This is a genomic window from Erwinia sp. STN24 (assembly GCF_041320675.1).
Taxonomy (GTDB): Bacteria; Pseudomonadota; Gammaproteobacteria; order Enterobacterales; family Enterobacteriaceae; genus Erwinia; species Erwinia aeris.
This window is the reverse complement of the sequence record NZ_JBGGPM010000001.1, coordinates 947,191-968,134: the sequence shown is the minus strand read 5'-3', so window position 1 is coordinate 968,134 and position 20,944 is coordinate 947,191. Positions and strand designations below refer to the sequence as shown.

Here is a 20,944-nt window from a genome sequence, read left to right as displayed (position 1 = left end):
TTACCAACGGTCTGCGGGAGCGATCACAAAATTTGCTTTTGCCCGTCAATCGGGCAATTATTCGGATTGGGCTTAAGGAGTGGGATATCACAATGAGCAAGCACGACAAAAAGCTGGATCTGGCGGCCAGAGCAGCCTGGATGTATTACGTGGCGGGAGAAACTCAGCAGGATATCGCTGAAAAACTTGGCGTATCGCGTCAGGTAGCGCAGCGGCTGGTGGCGCTGGCGTCAGAACAGGGGCTGGTGAGCGTCAGCGTCAATCATGCCGTGGCCGACTGCATGACGCTGGCGCAGCAGCTACAGGAAAAATTCAGCCTGGCGTTTTGTCAGGTAGTGCCGTCTGGCAATGTGGAAGGCAGCGGCTTACAGCAGATGATTGCCGTAGCGGGTGCGGAAGTGATGGCGCAAACGCTGAAAAGCGAGCGGCCGCAAATTGTCGCGGTAGGATCGGGAAGAACCCTGCGGGCCACTATCAACGAGCTGCCAGAGCTGGACAGGCCGCAGCACAGCTGCGTTTCGTTGATCGGCGCTATCGCCAGCGACGGCTCCTGTACCCGTTATGATGTGCCGCTGTGGATGGCGGAAAAAACGCAGGGACGCTATTTTATCCTGCCCGCGCCGCTGTATGCCGACAGCGTCGACGATCGCGATTTGTGGTGCAATCATCGCATCTACCGCACCGTTACGGAGAAGGCCGCCCAGGCGGATATTATGTTTGTCGGCATTGGTCAGGTTTCGCCGGGCTGCCCGCTGAATGCGGATGGCTTTATCAGCGACGATGAAGTGGCCACGCTGTTGGCGGATCGGGTGGCCGCAGAGATGCTTGGCCATTTTATCGGTGAGGAAGGCGAAAGGGCGGCAACCGCTCTGGACAGCCGTTTGACCAGCGTGCGGCTGACGGCTCACACCCAACGCAATATCGTCGCCTTTGCGGGAGGCAACGAAAAGCATCGGGCGATAGCCGCCGTGCTAAAGGGCGGTTGGATCAGCGGGCTGGTCACCGACGAGGCGAGCGCACGTTATGCGCTGGCGGCGTCCGCCTGAAGTTTTGCCAGAGCGGCCCGGTGAGGATACCATTACACTATCCTTAATCGTGGCCACCGGGGAACCTGTATCATGAGCTTTAATGATGAAGACCTGTTTAAAGACGCGATGGAAGACGTTACGCCGCTCAAGGATTGCAGCAACATTCTTTGGTTAAAATCCCCTTCGACGAAATCGCCTCGCCAGCGCCAGGAAGAACAGCAGCTGGATAATCCGCTGACCAGCGGCTTTTTGACCGTTATCCCCCGGGAAACGCCGTTGGAATACAAAGCGGAGGGGATCCAGCAGGGCGTGCTGGATAAGCTGCGGTTGGGCAAATACCAGATCGATGCCAGTCTTAATCTGCTGCGTCAGCCGGTGGAAATCTGCCGTCAGTCACTTTACAGCTTTATGCTGCAGGCGGAGCGCGAAAATTACCGCAATCTGCTGATCGTGCATGGCAAAGGCAAAGAGGATGAATCGCACGCCAATATCGTCCGCAGCTATCTGGCGCGCTGGCTACAGCAGTTTGATCAGGTGCAGACGTTTTGCAGCGCTCAGCCGCAGCACGGCGGCAACGGCGCCTGCTATGTGGGGCTACGTAAAAGCGAGCAGGCGCGCCTGGACAACCGCGAACGGCACGCCAAGCGCAGCCGCTAGCCGGAGTGGGATTTACGGATGGTCGCCATCAGCACTTCGGCGCTGCGGCTAAGGGGCGCGCCGGTACGGGTAATGATGCCAACCGGTTCGCCCGGCCCATGTGAGGCGACGGGCAGCGCGGCCAGCGCATTATGCAGCAGGTCGTCTTTGATCGCGCCGGAAGGCACGAACCAGACATAGTTATAGCGAAGCGCCAGCTGACGGGCGAGCGAGGTCGCAGAGGTTTCCACTACCGCGTCCGGCAGGCGGCAGCCGTGATCTTTCAGCATCGCATCGGCGATACGGCGCGGCGCGGTGCCCTCCGGTGAAATCACTACGGGCCAGTTAAGCGCCCGCGACAGCGTGACGTTGTCACTTAATAGCGGGTGTTCGGGCCTTACCACCAGCCGCAAAGACTCCAGAAACAACAGCTCGTAGGTCAGCCCGGTCATCATCTCCGTTTCGGCCATGCGGCCAATACCAACTTCAAATTCGCCCGCTCTCAGTCCGGCAAGCAGCACGTTGTTGTGCAGCGTAGCGACCTGAACCAGCGTTCTGGGCTGCTGCTGGTGAAAGCGTTCCAGAATTGAAGGCAGCATCCCCAGCGCTACCGTGGTTAACACGCCGATGCGCAGCACGGCCGGATCGCGCGCGGCCACGGGGCTGAGCGACTGACCGGCATGGTTAAGCGCATCCAGAATCCGCACCGCATGGGTCAGAAACTGCTCGCCCGCCGTGGTCAGCTGCGCGCCAAGACGGCCTCGCTCAAACAGTCTGGCCCCGGCCATCTCTTCCAGCTCGTTCAGTGTCTTTGACAGCGCAGGCTGGCTAAGCGACAGCACCTCGGCGGCGCGCCCCAGCGTGCCTTGCTGCGCCACGGCGACAAAAGTATGCAGATGGCGCAGACGAATGCGCTGATTAAACAGGTAATTTTTTTCCATAACTGCAGCGTAGTCAGCAAGGTGGCGGGCAGGCAAGCGGCGCGTTGGAATACTGTTAACCTTATTGCAAAATTTCATTAACATAAGGGCGTTTTTCCATCACTTTTCGCCGCCCGGAGGCAATAGCCTCATCACCTTTACTGATAAAAGCCCTTTTTTCCTTGCGGATGCTTGCTTTTTTCGGGGAGATTGCTACGCAAACGGGTAATTCACCGGGTGAAATCGATAACAATCCGTTATGATAGCCAACACTTTTTTTCGGAACCGACGCCAGCCGCTTTGCACACTGCTGGCCATGGAGCGTTAACGTGGAGAGTATTGTTGCGACAGATGTCCGCGCCCTGATCAACGAAGGCGGCGTCACTCGTTATCAGCAACGTATTATCGCCCTTTGCTTTGCGGTAGTGGCGATGGACGGCATGGATATCGCCCTGATGGGCTTTATCGCGCCGGCGCTTAAGGTTTCCTGGGGCGTCACCACGCAGCAGCTGGGCGCTATCATCAGCGCCGCGCTGATCGGTCTGGCGCTGGGCGCCCTGTTTGCCGGCCCGCTAGCCGATCGCTTTGGCCGTCGCGTCATCATCATCAGCAGCGTTTTTTTCTTTGGCCTGTGGACGCTGGCGACCGCCTTTTCGCATAACGCCGATCAGATGATGCTGTTCCGCTTTCTTACCGGCCTTGGGCTGGGCGCGGCCATGCCCAACGTGGGCACACTGGTGGCGGAATACTCTCCCGAGCGCAAGCGCGCTTTCATTATTACCGTGGTGTTCTGCGGCTTTACCTTCGGCGCGGCGGGCGGCGGCTTTGCTGCGTCCTGGCTAATCCCTCATTACGGCTGGCACGCCGTGCTGATTCTGGGCGGGCTGCTGCCGCTGCTGATCGTGCCGCTGTTGCTGAAATGGTTACCGGAATCGGTGCGCTTTTTGCTGTCGCGGCAGGCGCCCGTAGAGCGCATCCGGCAGATAGTTGAAAAAATGGCGCCGGGCCAGGTACAGCAGGGAAGCCAGTTCGCCATGGCGGAAAAAGCGCAGCGCGAGGGCGCGGTGAAGCTGGTGCTGACGCGACCTTATCTCTCCGGCAGCGTGCTGCTGTGGGGCAGCTACTTTATGGGGCTGTTTCTGGTCTATCTGATCGGCAGCTGGCTACCTTCGCTGGTGAAAGATATGGGCATGACGGTTACGCAGGCCGCGCTGGTGACCGCCATGTATCAGGCCGGCGGCACCGTTGGCTCGCTGTTTGCCGGCTGGATGATGGATCGCTTTAACGCCAACCTGGCGCTGGCCGCCATCTACTTTACCGGCGCTATCGCGACGGTAGCGATTGGCTACGCGCCGGCAAATACGCTAATCCTGAGCCTGGTCGCTTTTTGCAGCGGTTTCTGCCTTAACGGGGCTAATACCGGCATGAACGCGCTGTCGGCCAGCTATTATCCTACCCACGCCCGCGCGACCGGCTCCAGCTGGATGCACGGCGTAGGGCGCATGGGCGCTATTCTCAGCGCCTTTGCCGGCGCGCAGATGCTGGCGATGGGCTGGCATATTACGGAAGTTTTCTCCAGCCTGGCTATTCCGGCTGTGCTGACCTCGCTGATGCTGCTGGCGAAATACCGCTTCGGCCACCAGCGTAGCGAAGAATAGTTTCCGGCCAGCCGTCGTCATTTCGTCGTCAAACGCATGCCTGAAACGGCGCGGTAATAGCTTTCAGCCAGCCAGCGTCATTTCGTTATCAAACCGTGTCGGAAACGATGCGGTAATAGCTTTCAGCCCGCCGTCGCCATTTCGTTATCAAAGCCGTGTCGGAAACGATGCGGCTTGAGCTGACTTTGGCTGTAAATATCCCCTTACGCCTTGCAAAAGAACGACGTTGATTTCCCGGTTCTGTTGATTAGCAGGCTGCAAATTACAGCATGAACTGAACGGTTCGATAAATAATAATCATTTGATTAATAATCAGAAAAATTGGAAGAGCATGATCCAAATGTTAAGGAACCGTAAGCATTTTCTGTAAATGAGGTCACCTGTTGGACTTTGCCGTGGCGCTTGCAAATAATAGTCAGCAGATTACTCAGGACGCAGCAATGAAAAACGAACGCTTGATAAGGATAAGGACGGCAGAAGGGACCCTGTGCGGCAGTCTGGATAAGGACGTTTTTGTTTTCAGGGGAATACCTTATGCCGCGCCGCCTGTCGGCGAGTATCGCTGGAGATCGCCGAAGCCGGTAACGCCGTGGCAGGGAGAGCGTGACGCCACGGCATGGGGGGCGGCCAGCTGGCAGAACCGGCAATATTGCATGGCGGTGGGCGGCGGCGATCCGGGCGCGTTCAGTGAGGATTGTCTCTATCTGAACGTCTGGACGCCGGAAACGGAGCCGGCGGGCCCAATGCCGGTCATGGTCTGGATCCACGGCGGCGGTTTTACCATTGGCGCGGCGGGCCTGGCGCCCTATATCGGCCAGCCGCTGGCCTCGCAGGGCGTGGTGGTGGTTACCCTTAACTATCGGCTGGGTCATCTGGGATTTTTTGCGCATCCGGCGCTGGATAAAGAGTATGCGCCGGGCGAAGTCGTCAATAATTTTGCGCTGCTGGATCAAATCGCTGCTTTGCAATGGATACAGCGTAATATCGCTGCCTTCGGCGGCAATCCGCATAACGTAACGATCTTCGGAGAATCATCCGGCGCGCGCAGCGTGCTTTCGCTTTTTTCCTCGCCGCTTTCGGTTGGATTGTTCCATAAAGGCATCGCGCAAAGCCCCTATGCGCTGCCCGATCTGCCGCGCGAAAAGGCGCTGGCAAACGGCGAAAAGCTGGCCCGCCATTTTGATTTGCCGCACGCCACGGCGGAGCAGCTGCGCGCGCTGCCTGCCGACGCCTTCTGGCCGCTGGAGAGTTCGCTGGCTAACGGCCCGGTGGCGATAGCGGGCGATCGGGTTTTACCCGTACCCATGCTGAAAGTCTTTAACAACGCCGCCCAGCACAAACTGCCGTTAATGATCGGCAGCAACAGCGATGAGGCCAGCGTTCTCAGCTATTTTGGGGTCGATCCCGCGCTGATTATCCGGCAGCTGCGCGCCACGCAGCGCCTGGGATTGCGTATGAAAATGATCCGCCTGCTGTACGACGGCCTGTATGATGACGACAAGCTCGGCAGGCAGGTGGCGCGTGATATGACTTTTACCGCCATGGGCTATATCGCCGCGCTCTCCCACGCTCGCAAAGGTATCCCTGTCTGGCGCTACTACTTCGATTACGTATCAGAAAATTCGCGTGACCTTTATCCTGAAGGAACCTGGCACGGCAATGAGATCCCCTATACGCTCAATACCCTCGACGAGCTGACCACGCAAATGGGCGATCGCCCCTTTACCGCAGGCGATCGCGAGTTTGCTAAAAAGGTTAGCGGTTACTGGCTGAATTTTGCCCGCCACGCCAGCCTCTTTTCTCACCGGCTCGAAGGCGAACCCGACTGGCCGGTTTGGCAGCCTGGCGCAGACGTAATGATGCGCTTCGGCGAAACGGGCCCGACGCTCAGGCTGGAGAAAAACTTTATGCGCAGACGGATGCAGCTGTTTCGCCTGCTGATGAAAAATATTGTTAAACTCCGGGGATAATTTTTAACATCGTCCCGCTCGATTTATAACGGATTAAAAAACAAATAACAGGCGCAGCAAGGACTTAACGCTGCGTTATGGTCAGTAACGCCCTGAATAAGAAAGAAATAATTACTCATGATTTTGTTGGCGATGCCGATAACTCCTGTCAAGCGTCCACCACGCAGGACGAGCATTCGGGTTTTAACATCGTTACGGAGTAGTTATGAATTTGCTAAAAGATTTTTCCATCCGCAGCGTAATGCTGTCGATCCTCGGGCTTTTCTGCCTGCTATGGACGGCGGTGGGCATTTACAGCGTCTGCGCGCTGAATTCGCTGGGCCAGGGCAACGAGGTTGACCGTGAGCTGGTGAACCAGATGACCACCCTGAGCAAGGGCAACGATCAATATTTTCGCTTTATTACTCGTCTGACGCGCGCAGTAGAATCCCGCCAGGCGGGAAGCCCAACGGCGGCTGCGGATATGGCCTCGGTACAAAAAGCGCTGGATAATATGACCACGCTGCTGGCCGATTTCAAAGCCGAAGCGCCAGGCCCACTGGCACCAGGCTACGCTGCTGCCGTCATCGCCAGCTGGCAGAAACTGCTGGACGAAGGGGTTCTGCCGCAGATGCAGCTGGCGCAGCAGGCGTCGCTGGACGATTTCCGTCGTCATGCCGCCAGCGTGACGCCGCCGCTCAGCCGCGCTTTTGGCGCCAGCGTGGATAAATTCAACCTTGCCGCTGGCGAAAAGCTGGACGTAACGCGGGTCACCGTCGATCACCTGACCGATATGACTAAAATGATCATTGTTATGGCGGTGATTGCCGGCCTGCTGATCCTGCTTTTTACCGACCGCTACCTGGTAAAAATGCTGGTGCGCCCGCTGGATGGAATGCGCGAGCACTTCCGCCGCATCGCCGAGGGCGATTTGAGCCATCCGCTGGAAGATATCGGCCGCAACTGCGTTGGCCGACTGATGCCGCTGCTGCGCGCCATGCAGGATAGCCTGCGTGAAGCCGTCAGCGCCATCCGCAGCGGCACGGATAATATCTACCGTGGCGCGGCGGAAATCTCTTCCGGTAACAACGATCTTTCCTCTCGCACTGAGCAGCAGGCCGCCGCGCTGGAAGAAACCGCCGCGAGCATGGAGCAATTAACGGCCACCGTGAAATTCAACGCCGACAACGCGCGTCAGGCCAGCGAACTGGCGCAGAGCGCCTCAACCACCGCCAGCAAGGGCGGCAAGCTGGTAAAAGACGTGGTGGATACCATGCAGGGCATTTCCGGCAGTTCTCGCAAGATTGCGGAAATCACCAGCGTGATTAACAGCATCGCTTTCCAGACCAACATTCTGGCGCTGAACGCAGCGGTAGAGGCGGCGCGGGCAGGCGAGCAGGGCCGTGGTTTCGCCGTGGTAGCCAGCGAAGTGCGCAACCTTGCCCAGCGCAGCGCCGGGGCGGCGAAAGAGATTGAAACGCTGATTGCGGATTCCGTTACTCGCGTGAATCAGGGATCCCGACTGGTTGGCGAAGCCGGTAGCACCATGGACGACATGCTACAGGCGGTAGCGGAAGTTGTGGAGATCATGAAGCAGATCGCCTCCGCTTCGGAAGAGCAAAGCAAGGGCATTTCGCAGATTGGCACCGCCATTACCGAAATGGACAGCGTGACGCAGCAAAATGCCTCGCTGGTGGAAGAGGTTTCTACAGCGGCCAGCGCGCTGGAGCGCCAGACCGAAGAGCTGACGCTCTCCGTTTCTAAGTTCCGTCTCTCACCGGCTACAGCCGCCAGGCCGTCACCGACGCCTTACGTCAAGGCCGCGCCGATTAGCGCACGGCCAGCCGTGGCGAAAGCCAGCGCCGATGACTGGGTCTCTTTCTGATCCTCGTTATGCCTTAGCCTGAAGCGCCGTAACCTGGCGCTTTTTTTATGCCTGCCGCGCGGCCAGCAGGCAAAGCTGCTCTGCCACCTGATAAGACTTCACAAAGGAGGAGACCGGCAGGAATTCAAAGCGGGAATGGAAGTTGTGCGCGCCGGTAAAAAAGTTTGGCGTCAGCAGGCCCTTCGCCGACAGCGCCGCGCCGTCGGTTCCGCCGCGCATCGGCGTAACCTTCGCGGTAATGTTCAGCGTCTCCAGCGCGGCAAACAGCAGATCTATCGCTCGTCGATCTTCGCCGATAGCGTTGCTGATATTGCTGTAGATCTCGCTGATGCTGACCTCCACCTTGCCGGTCGGATACTGTCCGGCAATCAAGGCGGCGACCTCGTTGATTTGCTGCTTGCGTTGCGCAAAGCCCGTCAGCCCGAAATCACGGATAGAGGCTTTTAGTCTTGCCTCGCTCGCGTTTGCCGTCATCTCGTTAAACCAGATATAGCCTTCGCGTCCGGCCGTGTGCTCCGGCGTCTGGCGGCGGTCAAAATGGCTGATAAAATCCCAGGCCATCAGCAGGGGATTCACCAGTACGCCTTTGCCTGACATCGGATGCGCCGGCACGCCGGTGAAGCGGATATCCGCCGACGCCGCGTTGAAATTTTCATAGACCACTTCGCCCAGCTCGCAGCAGTCAATGGTATAAGCGAAATCGACGTTAAAGCGTTTCTCCAGATCCAGCGCTTTGGCACCGCGCAGGCCGATCTCTTCATCAGGCACAAAGGCGACCACGATATCGCCGTGCGTCGCTGCGTCGCGGAGGTTTTCCAGGAGCGTCATCACGACCGTAACGGCCGCCTTATTATCGGCGCCCAGCACGCTGGTGCCGTCGCTAAAGATAATTTCCTCATGCTGATAAGGGACGATCTCCGGGTGTTCAGCCACCCGCAGCCAGATCTCCTGTTCACTGTTGAGGCAGAGATCCTGGCCTTCAAAGCGCAAAATCTGCGGGTGAATATGGGGCGAGAGGCCGACATCGACGGTGTCGATATGGGTGAGAAAACCGATACGCGGCGCGCCCGGCGCCTTGCCGGGCAGGACAGCGGTAACGGTCGCGCATTCATCGACCTGCACATTTTCCAGCCGCAGGGCGCGCAGCTCTTCCGCCAGCAGGTTAGCCAGCGTCTGCTGACCGGGCGTGCTGGGCAGGCTTGTCGCGGCGGCATCGCTCTGGCTGGTGACGGCAAGATAGCGGAAAAAACGGCTGGTTAACTGGCTGGCCAGTTGCTGAGACATAGACAATCCTGTGCTTAAGAGAAGAAAAGGGCCGGGCGGCCCTGCTTATCAGCAAACGCCAAAGTCGCCGTCTTCATGGTAAAGATTGACCGAGCTGGCAGGCACCTCGATCTCTTTTTTGTCGGCATCATCCACTCTGGCACAATAAAGCGTCTCGCCTTTAACCTGCAATACCACCATCTTTGGGCCGCCGGTTTTACTTTGCACAATATCATCAGTTTTAAACATGGTATTTCTCCTGTGGTCTCCTTCTATTAACGGTTAGTAAATGAGCATTTGCAAGTGCTTCGTCAGCAAACTGCTGAAAAGTCACTATACTTACCCTTCATGCAAAGCAAACGGGAGGATATTGATGACTATTCATAAGAAAGGTCAGGCACACTGGGAAGGCGATATCAAGAAAGGTAAGGGCACTATCAGCACCGAAAGCGGCGCGCTGAAAGAACAGCCTTACGGTTTCAACACCCGCTTTGAAGGCAAGCCGGGCACTAACCCGGAAGAGCTGATCGGCGCGGCACACGCTGCCTGCTTCTCGATGGCGCTCTCGCTGATGCTGGGTAACGAAGGTCTGGTGCCGGACAGCATTGACACCACGGCGGACGTCTCGCTGGATAAAGTTGGCGAAGGCTTTAAGATCACCAAAATCGCGCTGCAGAGCCAGATCGCTCTGCCGGGCGTCGACAGCGCTAAGTTTGATGAAATCATCAATCAGGCCAAAGCGGGCTGTCCGGTTTCCCAGTTGATGAATGCGGAAATTACGCTGGATTATAAGCTGAACTAATCGGGCCCCGATACCCTGCCGCCCGGCAGGGTATTATTTCTTCTTTCTACTGAAAATATCTTTATAGCGCACTGGCAATGTGTTGCTAATTACCCGTTAATTAAATCCCCTCGGTAAACATCCTCTGAATAACCTGGCCGATCTTAACAGCAGGTCTGTTTAATCAGCGTTATCTCCAACGCGCTATTTTATTTCGCTTCTGCCGGGGCGCGCATTCAGGATTAACCGTAACATCAGTAAGTTGTATGGATAAATATCAAACCGAATTCCCTTTGCTATTTGGATAAAACAAGGTTAATAGTGGTTTGCGGCTTGATTCCGACTCAGGCTTCACGGCATTGATATCCGGCACTGACTTAATCTGTTAATCAGGGGAGAAGGGGATGAAGCAATCGGTATTGAAAGGAGTAACAGCCGCTATGCTACTGGCAGCGGCAACGGGCGCGGCGGCCAATACGCTGGTATTCTGCTCGGAGGGATCGCCAGAAAATTTTAATCCGCAGCTTTATACGTCAGGCACCAGCGTAGATGCCAGCGCCGCGACCGTTTATAACCGGCTGGTGGACTTTAAACCCGGCACCACTGAACTTATGCCAAGCCTGGCAGAAAGCTGGGATATCAGTGCTGACGGCACCGTTTACACCTTTCATTTACGCAAAGGCGTAAAATTTCAAAGCAACCGCTATTTTCATCCCACGCGCGATTTTGGCGCAGACGACGTAATTTTTTCTTTTATGCGGCAGAAAGATCCGCAGCACCCTTATCACAACGTTTCCGGCGGCACCTACGCCAACTTTGAAAGCCTGGAGTTCGGCTCGCTGATTAAAAATATCGAGAAACTGGACGAGCACACCGTGCGCTTTACGCTGGCCCATGCCGAAGCGCCGTTTCTGGCCGATCTGGCCTGGTATTTTGCTTCTATTCTTTCGGCTGACTATGCCGATGCCATGCTGAAAGCGGGCACGCCGGAGAAGGTCGACAGCGATCCGCTCGGCACCGGGCCTTTTGTGCTCGCGCAGTATCAGAAAGATTCGCGCATTCTTTACCGCGCTTTCCCTGAATACTGGCAGGGGAAAGCGAAGCTGGACAGGCTGGTTTTCTCTATTACCCCGGATGCCTCGGTACGTCTCGCCAAGCTGACCAAAAATGAATGCCAGGTGATGCCGTTTCCCAACCCGGCCGATTTGCCCAAAATACGGGCGGACAGCAATCTGGTGGTGATGCAAAAACCCGGACTCAACACGGGCTTTCTGGCGTTTAACACGCAAAAAGCCCCGACGGATAACGTCCGGGTGCGCCAGGCGCTGGCGATGGCGATCAACAAACCTGCGATTATCGACGCTATTTTTCAGGGTACGGGCACGACGGCAAAAAATTTGCTGCCGCCTGACGTCTGGAGCGCCGCCAGCGATTTACAGGATTATCCTTACGATCCGCAGCGCGCTAAAGCGCTGTTAAAAGAGGCGGGCGTGGCGCCGGGCACCGCCATAGAGCTGTGGGCGATGCCGGTTCAGCGGCCTTACAACCCCAACGCGCGCCGTATGGCGGAGATGATCCAGGCCGACTGGCAAAAAGTGGGCATCAACGCCCATATCGTCACCTTTGAATGGGGCGAGTATCTGCAGCGCGTTAAAAACGGCGAGCATCAGGCGGCGCTGATGGGCTGGACCACCGCAACAGGCGATCCGGATAATTTCTTCGGGCCGCTGTTCAGCTGTACCGCGACGAAAGGCGGATCGAATTCGGCTAAGTGGTGTTACAAGCCGTTTGATGCGCTGATTACTGAGGCGCGCTCGGAACAGGATCATCAGAAGCGCGTGGTCCTTTACCGCCAGGCGCAGCAGATGATGCACGATCAAATGCCGGCGGTGATGATTGCCCATTCCACCATTTTTGAACCGGTACGCAAAGAGGTGACGGGCTATCAGGTTGATCCTTTTGGCAAACACCTTTTCTGGCAGGTCGATCTTAAATAGCCGCGGCTATTCGGCGCGGGAGCGGGCCATTTCAGCGCCCGTTCCCGCTGTGCTTGCCTAATTCTTCGCAGGCATAGGCAAGGAACAGATTCAGCGCCGCTGAACGCTGACGGCCGGTCACGGTCTGAACCTGCAATGTACGCTGGGTCAGCTGATCGATCCCGAGAGAACGCAGCGCCAGATCCAGCCCGGCGTACTGGAACAGCACCGTGAACGGGCTGCATAGCGTGATCGCCAGCGGGTTTTGCTGTAAAAATGCATAGAGCGTGCTGAAATTATTGCAGGTGAGTACCGGCTCGATAAAGGTGCCGTTCATCTGACAGGAGAGATCAAACAGCTGGCGCACCGTGGTAGCGCGATCGGGCAGCGCCATCGGCCAGGCGGATAAATCCTGCAGCCGGATCGACTTTTCCGCCAGCGGATGGTCTTTACGCATCACCATCAGCACCGGCGCGGGCCAGGAGCCCAGCACCTCGACGCCGCGCTCCGGATGCAGGCTGAACTGAAAAGCCACATCGCATTCGCCCTGGCGCAAAATATCCGCCACCTCCTCAACGCTTCCTACGGTCAGGTTAAAGCTGACCGCCGGATTGAGCTGACGGAACCGCGAACACAGCCCCGGCAGCAGGCTGAACGCCATGCCGTCGGTACAGGCGACGCGCAGCGCCGTGCGCCGTACCGCCTTCAGGCCTTTGATTTCCGCTTTTGCCTGCTCCATGCCCAGCAGGCTTCGCCTGACGTGACCCTCAAAAATTCTGCCCGCATCGTTAAGGATCATACCGCGCGCATGGCGCTCAAACAGCGGCGCGCCAATATCCGCCTCCAGACGCTGGATCTGACGACTGATAGCCGAAACGGCCACAAACAGCTGCTGGCTGGCGGCGCTAAGCGAACCTGTACTGGCGACGGCCAGAAAATAGCGGACTTCAGGACTAAGCATAAACCTGCCTCTTTATGGTGCATGCTGCCTGGTAGTGCAGCGAACCTTTGCTTTTGCAGCAAAGCTTGTTTGATATTTTTATAATTGTGGCAAAGCCAGATTTTAGCTTAGATGGAAGCCATAACACTATAAAAGCAAACACAGGTGACTTATGACCCTCGAGCAGCTTCTGACGCAGGCCATGGCATGGTTTGACCGCGGTGAGTTTAAACAGGTGCTGGCCAGACGCATCGCCATTCGTTCCGAAAGCCAGCGGGAGAACCGCGAGGCGGAGATCCAGCGCTACCTGCAGCAGGAAATCGCCCCGGCCATGCAGGCAATGGGCTTTGAGCTAATCGCAATCGATAATCCTCAGGCGCCGCGCTACCCGTTTCTGCTGGCCTCGCGTATTGAAGACGCCGCGCTGCCGACGCTGCTCTGCTACGGACACGGCGACGTAGTGTTCGGCGACGACGAAAACTGGCGCGAAGGGCTGGCTCCGTGGCGGCTGACGGAAGAGGGCGACCGCTGGTACGGGCGGGGCAGCGCGGACAACAAAGGCCAGCACTCGGTCAATATCGCCGCGCTCGAACAGATCTACGCGGCTCGCGGCGGCAGGCTGGGGTTTAACTGCAAATTTTTGTTCGAAATGGGCGAAGAGATCAGCTCGCCCGGCCTGGCGCAAATCTGTCGCGAAAACCCGGAACTGCTCGGCGCAGATATTTTTATCGCCTCTGACGGCCCCAGGCTGAGCGCCGAAAGGCCCACGCTGTTTCTTGGCTCGCGCGGGGCGGTAAACGTTCGGCTGAGCATCAACGCCCGCGATCGCGACTACCATTCCGGCAACTGGGGCGGCCTGCTCAGCAATCCTGGCACCCAGCTGGCGAACGCTTTTTCCTCTCTGGTGAACCAGCACGGCCAGCTTCAGGTTGCGTCGCTGAAGCCGCCGGCGCTGACGGAAGAGATCCGCGCGATCCTGAGCGACATTACCCTGCAACAGGATGTCAACGGCCCGCAGATCGATGCGCAATGGGGCGAAGCGGGGCTGACGCCCACTGAACGGCTCTATGGCTGGAACACTCTGGAGATGCTGTCCTTTCTGACGGGCAATCCGGCGCGGCCAATGAACGCTATTCCCGGCAGCGCAACGGCGGTCTGCCAGCTGCGTTTTGTGCCGGGCACCGACTGGGAAAACATTGAGCGTCACCTGCGTGAGCACCTGGCCGCAGCAGGATTCAGCCAGGTAGAAGTGAAGATGCTGCGCGGCTCGCCAGCAACCCGGCTCGATCCGCGCAATCCGCTGGTGGGCTGGGCGCTGGAGGCAATCCAGCAGGTCAGCGGCAAAAAGCCCGCGCTGCTGCCAAACCTGGGCGGTTCACTGCCGAATGACGTCTTCGCGCATATTCTGAACCTGCCCACGCTCTGGATCCCGCACTCCTATCCGGCCTGCGGCCAACACGCCGTGGATGAACACATGCTGCAATCTGTTGCGCGTGAGGGTTTGCAGATAATGACCCGGCTGCTGTGGGATCTGGGCGAGAAGGGCAGCGAACTGATTGCCAGCCACCAGCGGTTCAGGCAGCAGCAAGGAGGCGCGCAATGAGTACCTTAATCGACCGGCAGCGTTCTGTAGCGGCCACGCCCAACCTGTATAAAACGCTGTTCGCCACCTGTATCGGCAACGCGCTGGAGTGGTTCGATATTGCGATTTATGGCTTCTTCGCCAGCTATATCGCGCAGGCTTTTTTCCCCACGGCGGATCCGGCGGTGTCGCTGCTGCTGACCTTCGGCAGTTTTGGCGTTTCTTTTCTGATCCGCCCGCTTGGCGCGGTGGTGCTGGGCGCCTATGCCGATCGTGTCGGGCGCAAAAAAGCGCTGCTGATGTCCATTTCCCTGATGATGCTGGGCGGCGCTATCATTGTTCTTATGCCCGCTTACGCCACTATCGGCCTGGCCGCGCCGGTGTTGGTGCTGCTGGCTCGCCTGATCCAGGGTTTTTCCGCCGGCGGCGAATTCGGCAGCTCGACGGCTTTCCTGGTTGAGCACTTCCCGCAGCGCCGCGCTTTTATCGCCAGCTGGCAGTTCGCCACTCAGGGAGCCAGCACGCTGATGGCTTCGGCGTTTGGTCTTGGGCTGGCACACTCTCTGAGCGAGGCGCAGATGGAAAGCTGGGGCTGGCGCCTTCCTTTTGCCTTCGGCCTGCTGATTGGCCCGGTCGGGCTGTACATTCGTCGTCATTTGCACGAGCCGGAAAGCTTCAGCCGCCGCGAGAAAATTCGCTCGCCGCTTCGGCTGTTGGCAGGGCAGCAGAAAAGCCTGATGCTGCTGGCGATCGGCCTGATGATTATTTCAACCGGCATCAACTACATGCTTAACTACGTGCCGACCTACGCCACCAAAAGCCTGCATCTTTCCGCGACCACGGCCTTCAGCGCCACGCTGCTTGCGGGCATAATCCTGACGGTGGTCACGCCGCTGATGGGGCTGTGGGCGGAAAAAATCGGGCGCAGGCCGCTGATGTGGGGCTCGCTGTCGCTGCTGCTGGTAACTATTTATCCGGCTTTCGCGCTGGTGGTGAACCAGCCGACGGCGGGCAGACTGCTGTTGCTGGTCGGCTGGTTGGCGCTGCTGAAATCGATCTACTTCTCAGTGGTGCCGTCAATGATGGCCGATCTCTTCCCGGTGACCACGCGCGCCAGCGGTATGGCGATTAGTTACAACGTCGCTGTAACCTTGTTCGGTGGTTTTGCGCCGCTGATCTGTACGTTGCTGATTAGCGCGACCGGCACCAGCCTGGCACCGGGCTATTACCTGATGGCACTGACGCTGCTCAGCGGCTGGGCGCTACTGAAAAGTCAAACCAGGCCAGGAGAAGAACAAACGGGCGAGCGGGGGGAAGCGCTGTAGAAGCAGCCCGAAACGAAAGGTTCATGCCTTTAGTAAAAACTCTGGCAACCGGCCAGGAACGAGCCTTTGTTAAAAACTCTGGCAACCGGCCAGGAACAAAAGATGCGTGGCCTTATAAAACCAGCCTGAAACACGGATATGCGCCTTTCAGGCTATGTGCAGCAACCAAACGCGACAGGCGCGCGCCTTTCTAAAAGCGATAAAAAGCCCGCGTGGTTATGACGCGGGCCAAACAGGGCGGCGATCGATACGGCTAAGCCAACCCTGGCTTAACTGGCGGTGACCACTTTAATTGCCAGGCCGCCACGAGAAGTCTCACGATATTTAGCATTCATATCTTTTCCCGTTTCATACATGGTTTCAATCACCTTATCCAGACAGACCCGAGGCTCGCTGACGCGATAAAGCGCCATCCGTGCCGCGTTAACCGCTTTGACGGCCGCGATGGCGTTGCGCTCAATGCAGGGTACCTGCACCTGGCCCGCCACCGGATCGCAGGTCAGCCCAAGGTTATGCTCCATGGCAATCTCCGCCGCGATGCAAACCTGGGCTGGGCTGCCGCCCAGCAGTTCGGCCAGCCCGGCGGCGGCCATGGAGCAGGCGACGCCCACTTCTCCCTGGCAGCCTACTTCCGCGCCCGAAATCGAGGCGTTCATCTTATACAGCGAGCCAATAGCGCTGGCGGCCAGGATAAAGCGAGCCAGCGAACCGGCGTTGACTTCACGAATAAACTTATCGTAATAGGCAAGCACCGCCGGGATAATACCGCAGGCGCCGTTGGTCGGTGCGGTTACCACGCGGCCGCCCGTGGCGTTTTCCTCGCTGACCGCCAACGCAAACATATTGATCCAGTCAACTACCGCCAGGGGATCGCTGGTGGTTTTATCGCTGCTGACCAGCGTGCGGCGCAGGGCTGCCGCACGACGCGGCACCCGCAAACGGCCTGGCATAATGCCTTCCGTAGTCATGCCGCGAGCAATGCCGTTGCTCATGACTTCCCACAACCGCAACAGGTAAGCATCCAACTCCTGCGGAGAATGTAAAGCCCGCTCGTTTTGCATCATCAGCCCGGAAAGCGACAGCCCGGTTTCGGCGCAGTGCTGGCGCAGGTCGGCGGAATTTTTATAGGGCCAAGGCACCGCAACGGCGCTTTGCCGTGGCTGATGAAAATGCGCTTCATCAACGATAAAGCCGCCGCCCACGGAATAGTAGACTCTGGTCAACAGGCGCCGGGAACCGGCAAAGGCGGTAATACGCATCCCATTTTCATGAAGCGGCAAATTCACGCTGTGAAAAACCATGCACTGCTCAAGCGGAAAGGCGACTTCGTGTTTGCCTTCAGCCAGGGGAAGATGACCCGTAGCGGCCAGCTGCTGCATAAAAGGCGCAATGGCATCAATATCGACGCTTTCCGGCAGCCAGCCGGCCAGCCCCATAATAATAGCGGTGTCGGTATTGTGCCCTTTGCCCGTCGCCGCAAGCGAGCCGTATAAATCGACAACCAGCGAGGTGGCGTCAAGGAGCAGATGGTGGGCAATTAATTCATCAATAAAAGTTTTACCGGCCTTCATTGGCCCGACGGTATGCGAGCTGGAAGGCCCGATACCGATTTTAAACATGTCGAAAACGCTAATCATAAAAACTCCGCGCGAAAAGAGAAGGCCCGGCCGATCAATTCATCAGTGAGTAAACAATGCCCGAAATGGCGACCAGGCCTGCCAGCACCACGAAAAGGTTGCTGAGGTGGCCGCGATACTGCTGCATCGCCGGGATCCTGCGGATCGCATACATCGGCATCAGGAACAGGATCATGGCGATCACCGGGCCGCCGAGCGTTTCGATAATGCCCAGAATGCTGGGATTCAGCGTGGCGACAAGCCAGCAGGTCAGCAGCATAAACAGCGCCGTCAGGCGGTTAAGCTTTTTCGGCCCGATCTCTTTTCCGACGGAGCGCAACGATTTTGCTACGATGCCGTTAAACCCCTCGCGCGCGCCTAAATAGTGTCCCAGGAAAGATTTTGTTATAGCGATCATGGCGATAATCGGCGCCATCCAGGCGATAACCGGGGCGTTAAAATGATTGGCCAGATAAGAAAGAATGGAGATATTTTGCGCTTTAGCCGCGGCCAGATCGGCCGGCGTCAGGCTGAGGACGCAGCTGAAAACAAAAAACATCACCGTCAGCACCATCATGCCGTGCGCGCGTGCCAGAATGCGGGAACATTTCGGCTCGGCGTCCGCGCCATACTCTTTGCGTTTGGCGACGGCAAAAGAAGAGATAATTGGCGAATGGTTAAAAGAAAATACCATCACCGGTATCGCCAGCCAGAGCGTCAACATCAGGCTGCCTGAGCTGGTCGTAGTAAAAGAAAGCGTATCCAGCGCGGCGCTGTTCCAGCGAGGGATCAGATAAACGGCCAGCACCATCAGCGCGGCGACAAATGGAAAAACCAGCACGCTCATCGCTTTTACGATCATCTGTTCGCCAAACCGCACGATAGCCATCATCGCCACGATCAACAGCAGCGACAGCACCATACGCGGTGGGCTGATCATACCCAGCTGATGCGTCAGAAAACTCTCTACCGTATTGGTTATCGCCACGCTGTAAACCAGCAGAATAGGATAGATAGCTAAAAAATAGAGCAGGGTTATCAGCTTGCCTGCGCCGCGACCAAAATGTTCTTCCACCACTTCCGTTATATCTTCGCCGGGATTTTTACCCGACAGCACAAAACGAGTCAGCCCGCGATGGGCGTAATAGGTCATAGGGAAGGCGAGAAGGGTCATAATAATCAGCGGAATTAACCCGCCAACGCCGGCATTGATCGGCAGGAAAAGCACCCCTGCGCCGATGGCGGTGCCGTATAGTCCCAGCATCCAGACGGTATCGGTTTTACGCCACGTCGTAGCGGCAAGCGGTTCTGCGGCTGCCTGAGGAATATGCATTGTACTCTCCGGTTAAAATAATAATCTAAAAAGCTGCCAAATTATCAAAATTTAGTATGGGTTATTCCGCTCGGAGCGAGATATTAAACTACTCAGGCGGCGGCAAGGAAACTAACCTGAACGCGCCGGATAAACAGTGATCCGGATCTCGCATCGGATATTAAAAAAGTCTTAACGCGCACTTTATTATTTTGCTGAGAGGGTTTGTTGAGGATTAATAATCAGGAGGGATAAAAATCAGGCTGGAAATAAAATATATTTTATATTTTAAAAAAATTAATTAAGCGGAGGTAACACGCAGAATTATAAGCGCGTGGTAACTTTTGAGTGAGAAGAAAAAGGCCGACTACCATCGGCCCTGGTTATTCAGCGTGCCTGTAAATAAACGACGTGGGTCTGTAGATATTCTTCCAGGCCGTGGCGACCGTCGGCGCCGCCAATGCCGGATTTACGCCAGCCAGCATGGAAACCCTGCATCGCTTCAAAATTTTCGCGGTTAACGTAGGTTTCGCCAAACCGCAGCTTTTTCATCGCCTGCATCGCCGTATTCAGGTTTTCGGTAAAAATGGAGGAGGTCAGCCCATATTCGCTGTCGTTAGCCAGCGCGATCGCGTCATCCAGCGTTGCGAAGGGGATAACCGGCAACACCGGGCCAAAAGTCTCTTCCCGGACGATAGCCATGTCCTGGCGTACGTTGGTCAGCAGCGTTGGCTCAAAGAAGAACCCGCGATCGCCTTTGCGTTTGCCGCCAGCCACTACAGTCGCGCCCTGTTCCACAGCATGGGCCACTTTGTGCTCCAGCCGCGCCAGCGCGTCGGCAGAAATCAGCGGGCCCATATCCAGCGTGTCGTCCTGCGCGGGATCGCCGCAGCTGACCGCATTAAAAGCCGCCGTCAGGCGGCGCACCACCTCATCATAAACGCCTTCCTGGACATAAAGGCGCTCCGTACAGTTGCAGACCTGCCCGGTATTAATCATGCGCGAAGCCACGATGGCTTTTACCGCCAGATCCAGATCCGCATCGTTCATGACGATGGCGGGCGCTTTGCCGCCCAGCTCCAGCGCGACTTTGGTGACGTTTTTTGCCGCCGCCTCCAGCGTGGCGATCCCGGCGTTTACGCTACCGGTCAGGCTGACCATTCCCACTTCCGGGCTGGCGGCCAGAGCCTGTCCTACCTCCGGCCCATAGCCGGTTACCAGATTGAACACGCCCGGCGGCAGCCCAATCTCTTCAACGATTTCAGCAAATATTATCGCGTTGGCCGGCGTCAGCTCGCTGGGTTTGATCACAATGGTATTGCCGGTTATCAATGCCGGAGCGGCTTTGCGGGCAATCAGGAAAAAAGGGAAGTTCCACGGCAGGATCCCCGTGGTCACGCCAATCGCTTTTTTCAATATCAGGATGGTTTCGTCAGGGCGATCGCTTTGCACAATCTCCCCTTCATAACGGCGCGCCCATTCGGCCATATAGTCCAGATAGTCTGCGGTAAACAGCACTTCCGTCTGGGCCAGCTGCTGCGTTTTGCCGCCTTCCGCCACGATAGTGGCGGTCAGCTCCGCTTCACGACGACGAATGCCTGCCGCAATCTGGCGCAGCCAGCGTCCACGTTCAACGGCCGGTAACGCTTCCCAGGCGGGTTGGGCAGCTTTGGCCGCGCTGATGGCGCGATCGGCCTCTTCTTTATCGCTTTGCGGGATGCGGCACAGCAGCACTTCGGTAGCGGGGTTAATCACGTCAATCCAGCGATCGCTGCGATTCTCAACAAACTGGCCGTTAATAAAACAATGATGCAGGCGCGTCACAGGCGTCGTCTCCGTAAATGATATTTTGCGTTTTAGTTAATGTAATGTTGCAGTTATGCTGCCGCATTGAGAGGGTTAATGCCTTTCTCTGAGCGCCACGCCACGCGTGAAACTGGCAAAAAGACAAAGAGATTTGACGAAGAGTGCTGAATAAACAGCAGGTTAATGGAAATATTTGGATGTTTTTCAGAGCAAAGACAGATAACCTGTATCTGTGATCGCAGACGGGATAAGACGATGGATTTTGCC

Annotated in this window: 16 protein-coding genes; 9 read left to right on the top strand and 7 right to left on the bottom strand. The window is 57.1% G+C overall.

Features of this window, described 5'->3' with window-relative positions; translation table 11 throughout:
* Window positions 1-92 precede the first annotated feature (92 nt).
* Both ACA373_RS04530 and smrA read left to right on the top strand, forming a co-directional pair.
* Complete coding sequence (locus ACA373_RS04530) at window positions 93-1,046, top strand: sugar-binding transcriptional regulator (protein ID WP_370734075.1); 954 nt, start codon at window positions 93-95, stop codon at window positions 1,044-1,046.
* 72 nt (window positions 1,047-1,118) lie between these two features.
* Entirely contained in the window at window positions 1,119-1,685 is a 567-nt protein-coding gene (gene smrA, locus ACA373_RS04525; protein ID WP_253453983.1) for a DNA endonuclease SmrA, read from the top strand.
* Here smrA and ACA373_RS04520 read toward each other — a convergent pair.
* Window positions 1,682-2,605 carry a LysR substrate-binding domain-containing protein gene (locus ACA373_RS04520; RefSeq protein ID WP_253453985.1) on the bottom strand — a complete coding sequence of 308 codons (924 nt, stop codon included), beginning with the start codon at window positions 2,603-2,605 and terminating at the stop codon, window positions 1,682-1,684. The genes smrA and ACA373_RS04520 overlap by 4 nt on opposite strands.
* Before the next feature lie 308 nt (window positions 2,606-2,913).
* Here ACA373_RS04520 and ACA373_RS04515 point away from each other — a divergent pair, with 308 nt between their 5' ends.
* From ACA373_RS04515 to ACA373_RS04505, 3 genes are all read left to right on the top strand, one after another.
* A complete protein-coding gene (locus ACA373_RS04515; RefSeq protein ID WP_301251694.1) occupies window positions 2,914-4,242 on the top strand; it encodes an aromatic acid/H+ symport family MFS transporter in 1,329 nt (442 codons plus the stop codon).
* 440 nt (window positions 4,243-4,682) lie between these two features.
* Window positions 4,683-6,212 carry a carboxylesterase/lipase family protein gene (locus ACA373_RS04510; RefSeq protein WP_370734074.1) on the top strand — a complete coding sequence of 510 codons (1,530 nt, stop codon included), beginning with the start codon at window positions 4,683-4,685 and terminating at the stop codon, window positions 6,210-6,212.
* 205 nt (window positions 6,213-6,417) lie between these two features.
* Window positions 6,418-8,076: a methyl-accepting chemotaxis protein gene (locus ACA373_RS04505; protein ID WP_370734073.1), complete on the top strand. Its 1,659-nt coding sequence runs from the start codon at window positions 6,418-6,420 to the stop codon at window positions 8,074-8,076.
* Window positions 8,077-8,121: 45 nt separating this feature from the next.
* Here ACA373_RS04505 and pepT read toward each other — a convergent pair whose 3' ends face one another.
* Both pepT and ACA373_RS04495 read right to left on the bottom strand, forming a co-directional pair.
* Window positions 8,122-9,360, bottom strand: a complete 1,239-nt coding sequence (gene pepT / locus ACA373_RS04500) for a peptidase T (RefSeq protein ID WP_370734072.1) — start codon at window positions 9,358-9,360, stop codon at window positions 8,122-8,124.
* A gap of 48 nt (window positions 9,361-9,408) precedes the next feature.
* Window positions 9,409-9,588 carry a DUF2158 domain-containing protein gene (locus ACA373_RS04495; protein ID WP_125287631.1) on the bottom strand — a complete coding sequence of 60 codons (180 nt, stop codon included), beginning with the start codon at window positions 9,586-9,588 and terminating at the stop codon, window positions 9,409-9,411.
* Window positions 9,589-9,712: 124 nt separating this feature from the next.
* On the opposite strand from ACA373_RS04495, the gene ACA373_RS04490 reads away from it, so the two are divergent.
* Both ACA373_RS04490 and ACA373_RS04485 read left to right on the top strand, forming a co-directional pair.
* Window positions 9,713-10,141, top strand: a complete 429-nt coding sequence (locus ACA373_RS04490; protein WP_125287630.1) for an OsmC family protein — start codon at window positions 9,713-9,715, stop codon at window positions 10,139-10,141.
* Window positions 10,142-10,560: 419 nt separating this feature from the next.
* Window positions 10,561-12,117 (top strand): ABC transporter substrate-binding protein, encoded by a 1,557-nt coding sequence (locus ACA373_RS04485; RefSeq protein ID WP_370734071.1) that lies wholly within the window; start codon window positions 10,561-10,563, stop codon window positions 12,115-12,117.
* 31 nt (window positions 12,118-12,148) lie between these two features.
* Here ACA373_RS04485 and ACA373_RS04480 read toward each other — a convergent pair whose 3' ends face one another.
* A complete protein-coding gene (locus ACA373_RS04480) occupies window positions 12,149-13,057 on the bottom strand; it encodes a LysR family transcriptional regulator (protein ID WP_301251701.1) in 909 nt (302 codons plus the stop codon).
* Window positions 13,058-13,208: 151 nt separating this feature from the next.
* On the opposite strand from ACA373_RS04480, the gene ACA373_RS04475 reads away from it, so the two are divergent.
* Together ACA373_RS04475 and ACA373_RS04470 are read left to right on the top strand one after the other, a co-directional pair.
* Window positions 13,209-14,639 (top strand): M20 family metallopeptidase, encoded by a 1,431-nt coding sequence (locus ACA373_RS04475; protein WP_253453999.1) that lies wholly within the window; start codon window positions 13,209-13,211, stop codon window positions 14,637-14,639.
* Window positions 14,636-15,943, top strand: a complete 1,308-nt coding sequence (locus ACA373_RS04470) for an MFS transporter (RefSeq protein ID WP_370734070.1) — start codon at window positions 14,636-14,638, stop codon at window positions 15,941-15,943. Before ACA373_RS04475 ends, ACA373_RS04470 begins: the two co-directional genes overlap by 4 nt.
* Window positions 15,944-16,212: 269 nt before the next feature.
* Here the strand turns inward: ACA373_RS04470 and ACA373_RS04465 are convergent, their stop codons facing one another.
* The 3 genes from ACA373_RS04465 to aldA form a co-directional block, all read right to left on the bottom strand.
* Window positions 16,213-17,580, bottom strand: a complete 1,368-nt coding sequence (locus ACA373_RS04465; RefSeq protein WP_301251702.1) for an L-serine ammonia-lyase — start codon at window positions 17,578-17,580, stop codon at window positions 16,213-16,215.
* Window positions 17,581-17,614: 34 nt separating this feature from the next.
* On the bottom strand, window positions 17,615-18,892 hold the full coding sequence (locus tag ACA373_RS04460) for an HAAAP family serine/threonine permease (protein WP_301729516.1): 1,278 nt from the start codon (window positions 18,890-18,892) through the stop codon (window positions 17,615-17,617).
* Window positions 18,893-19,258: 366 nt separating this feature from the next.
* Complete coding sequence (gene aldA, locus ACA373_RS04455) at window positions 19,259-20,695, bottom strand: aldehyde dehydrogenase (protein ID WP_253454007.1); 1,437 nt, start codon at window positions 20,693-20,695, stop codon at window positions 19,259-19,261.
* Window positions 20,696-20,944 lie beyond the last annotated feature (249 nt).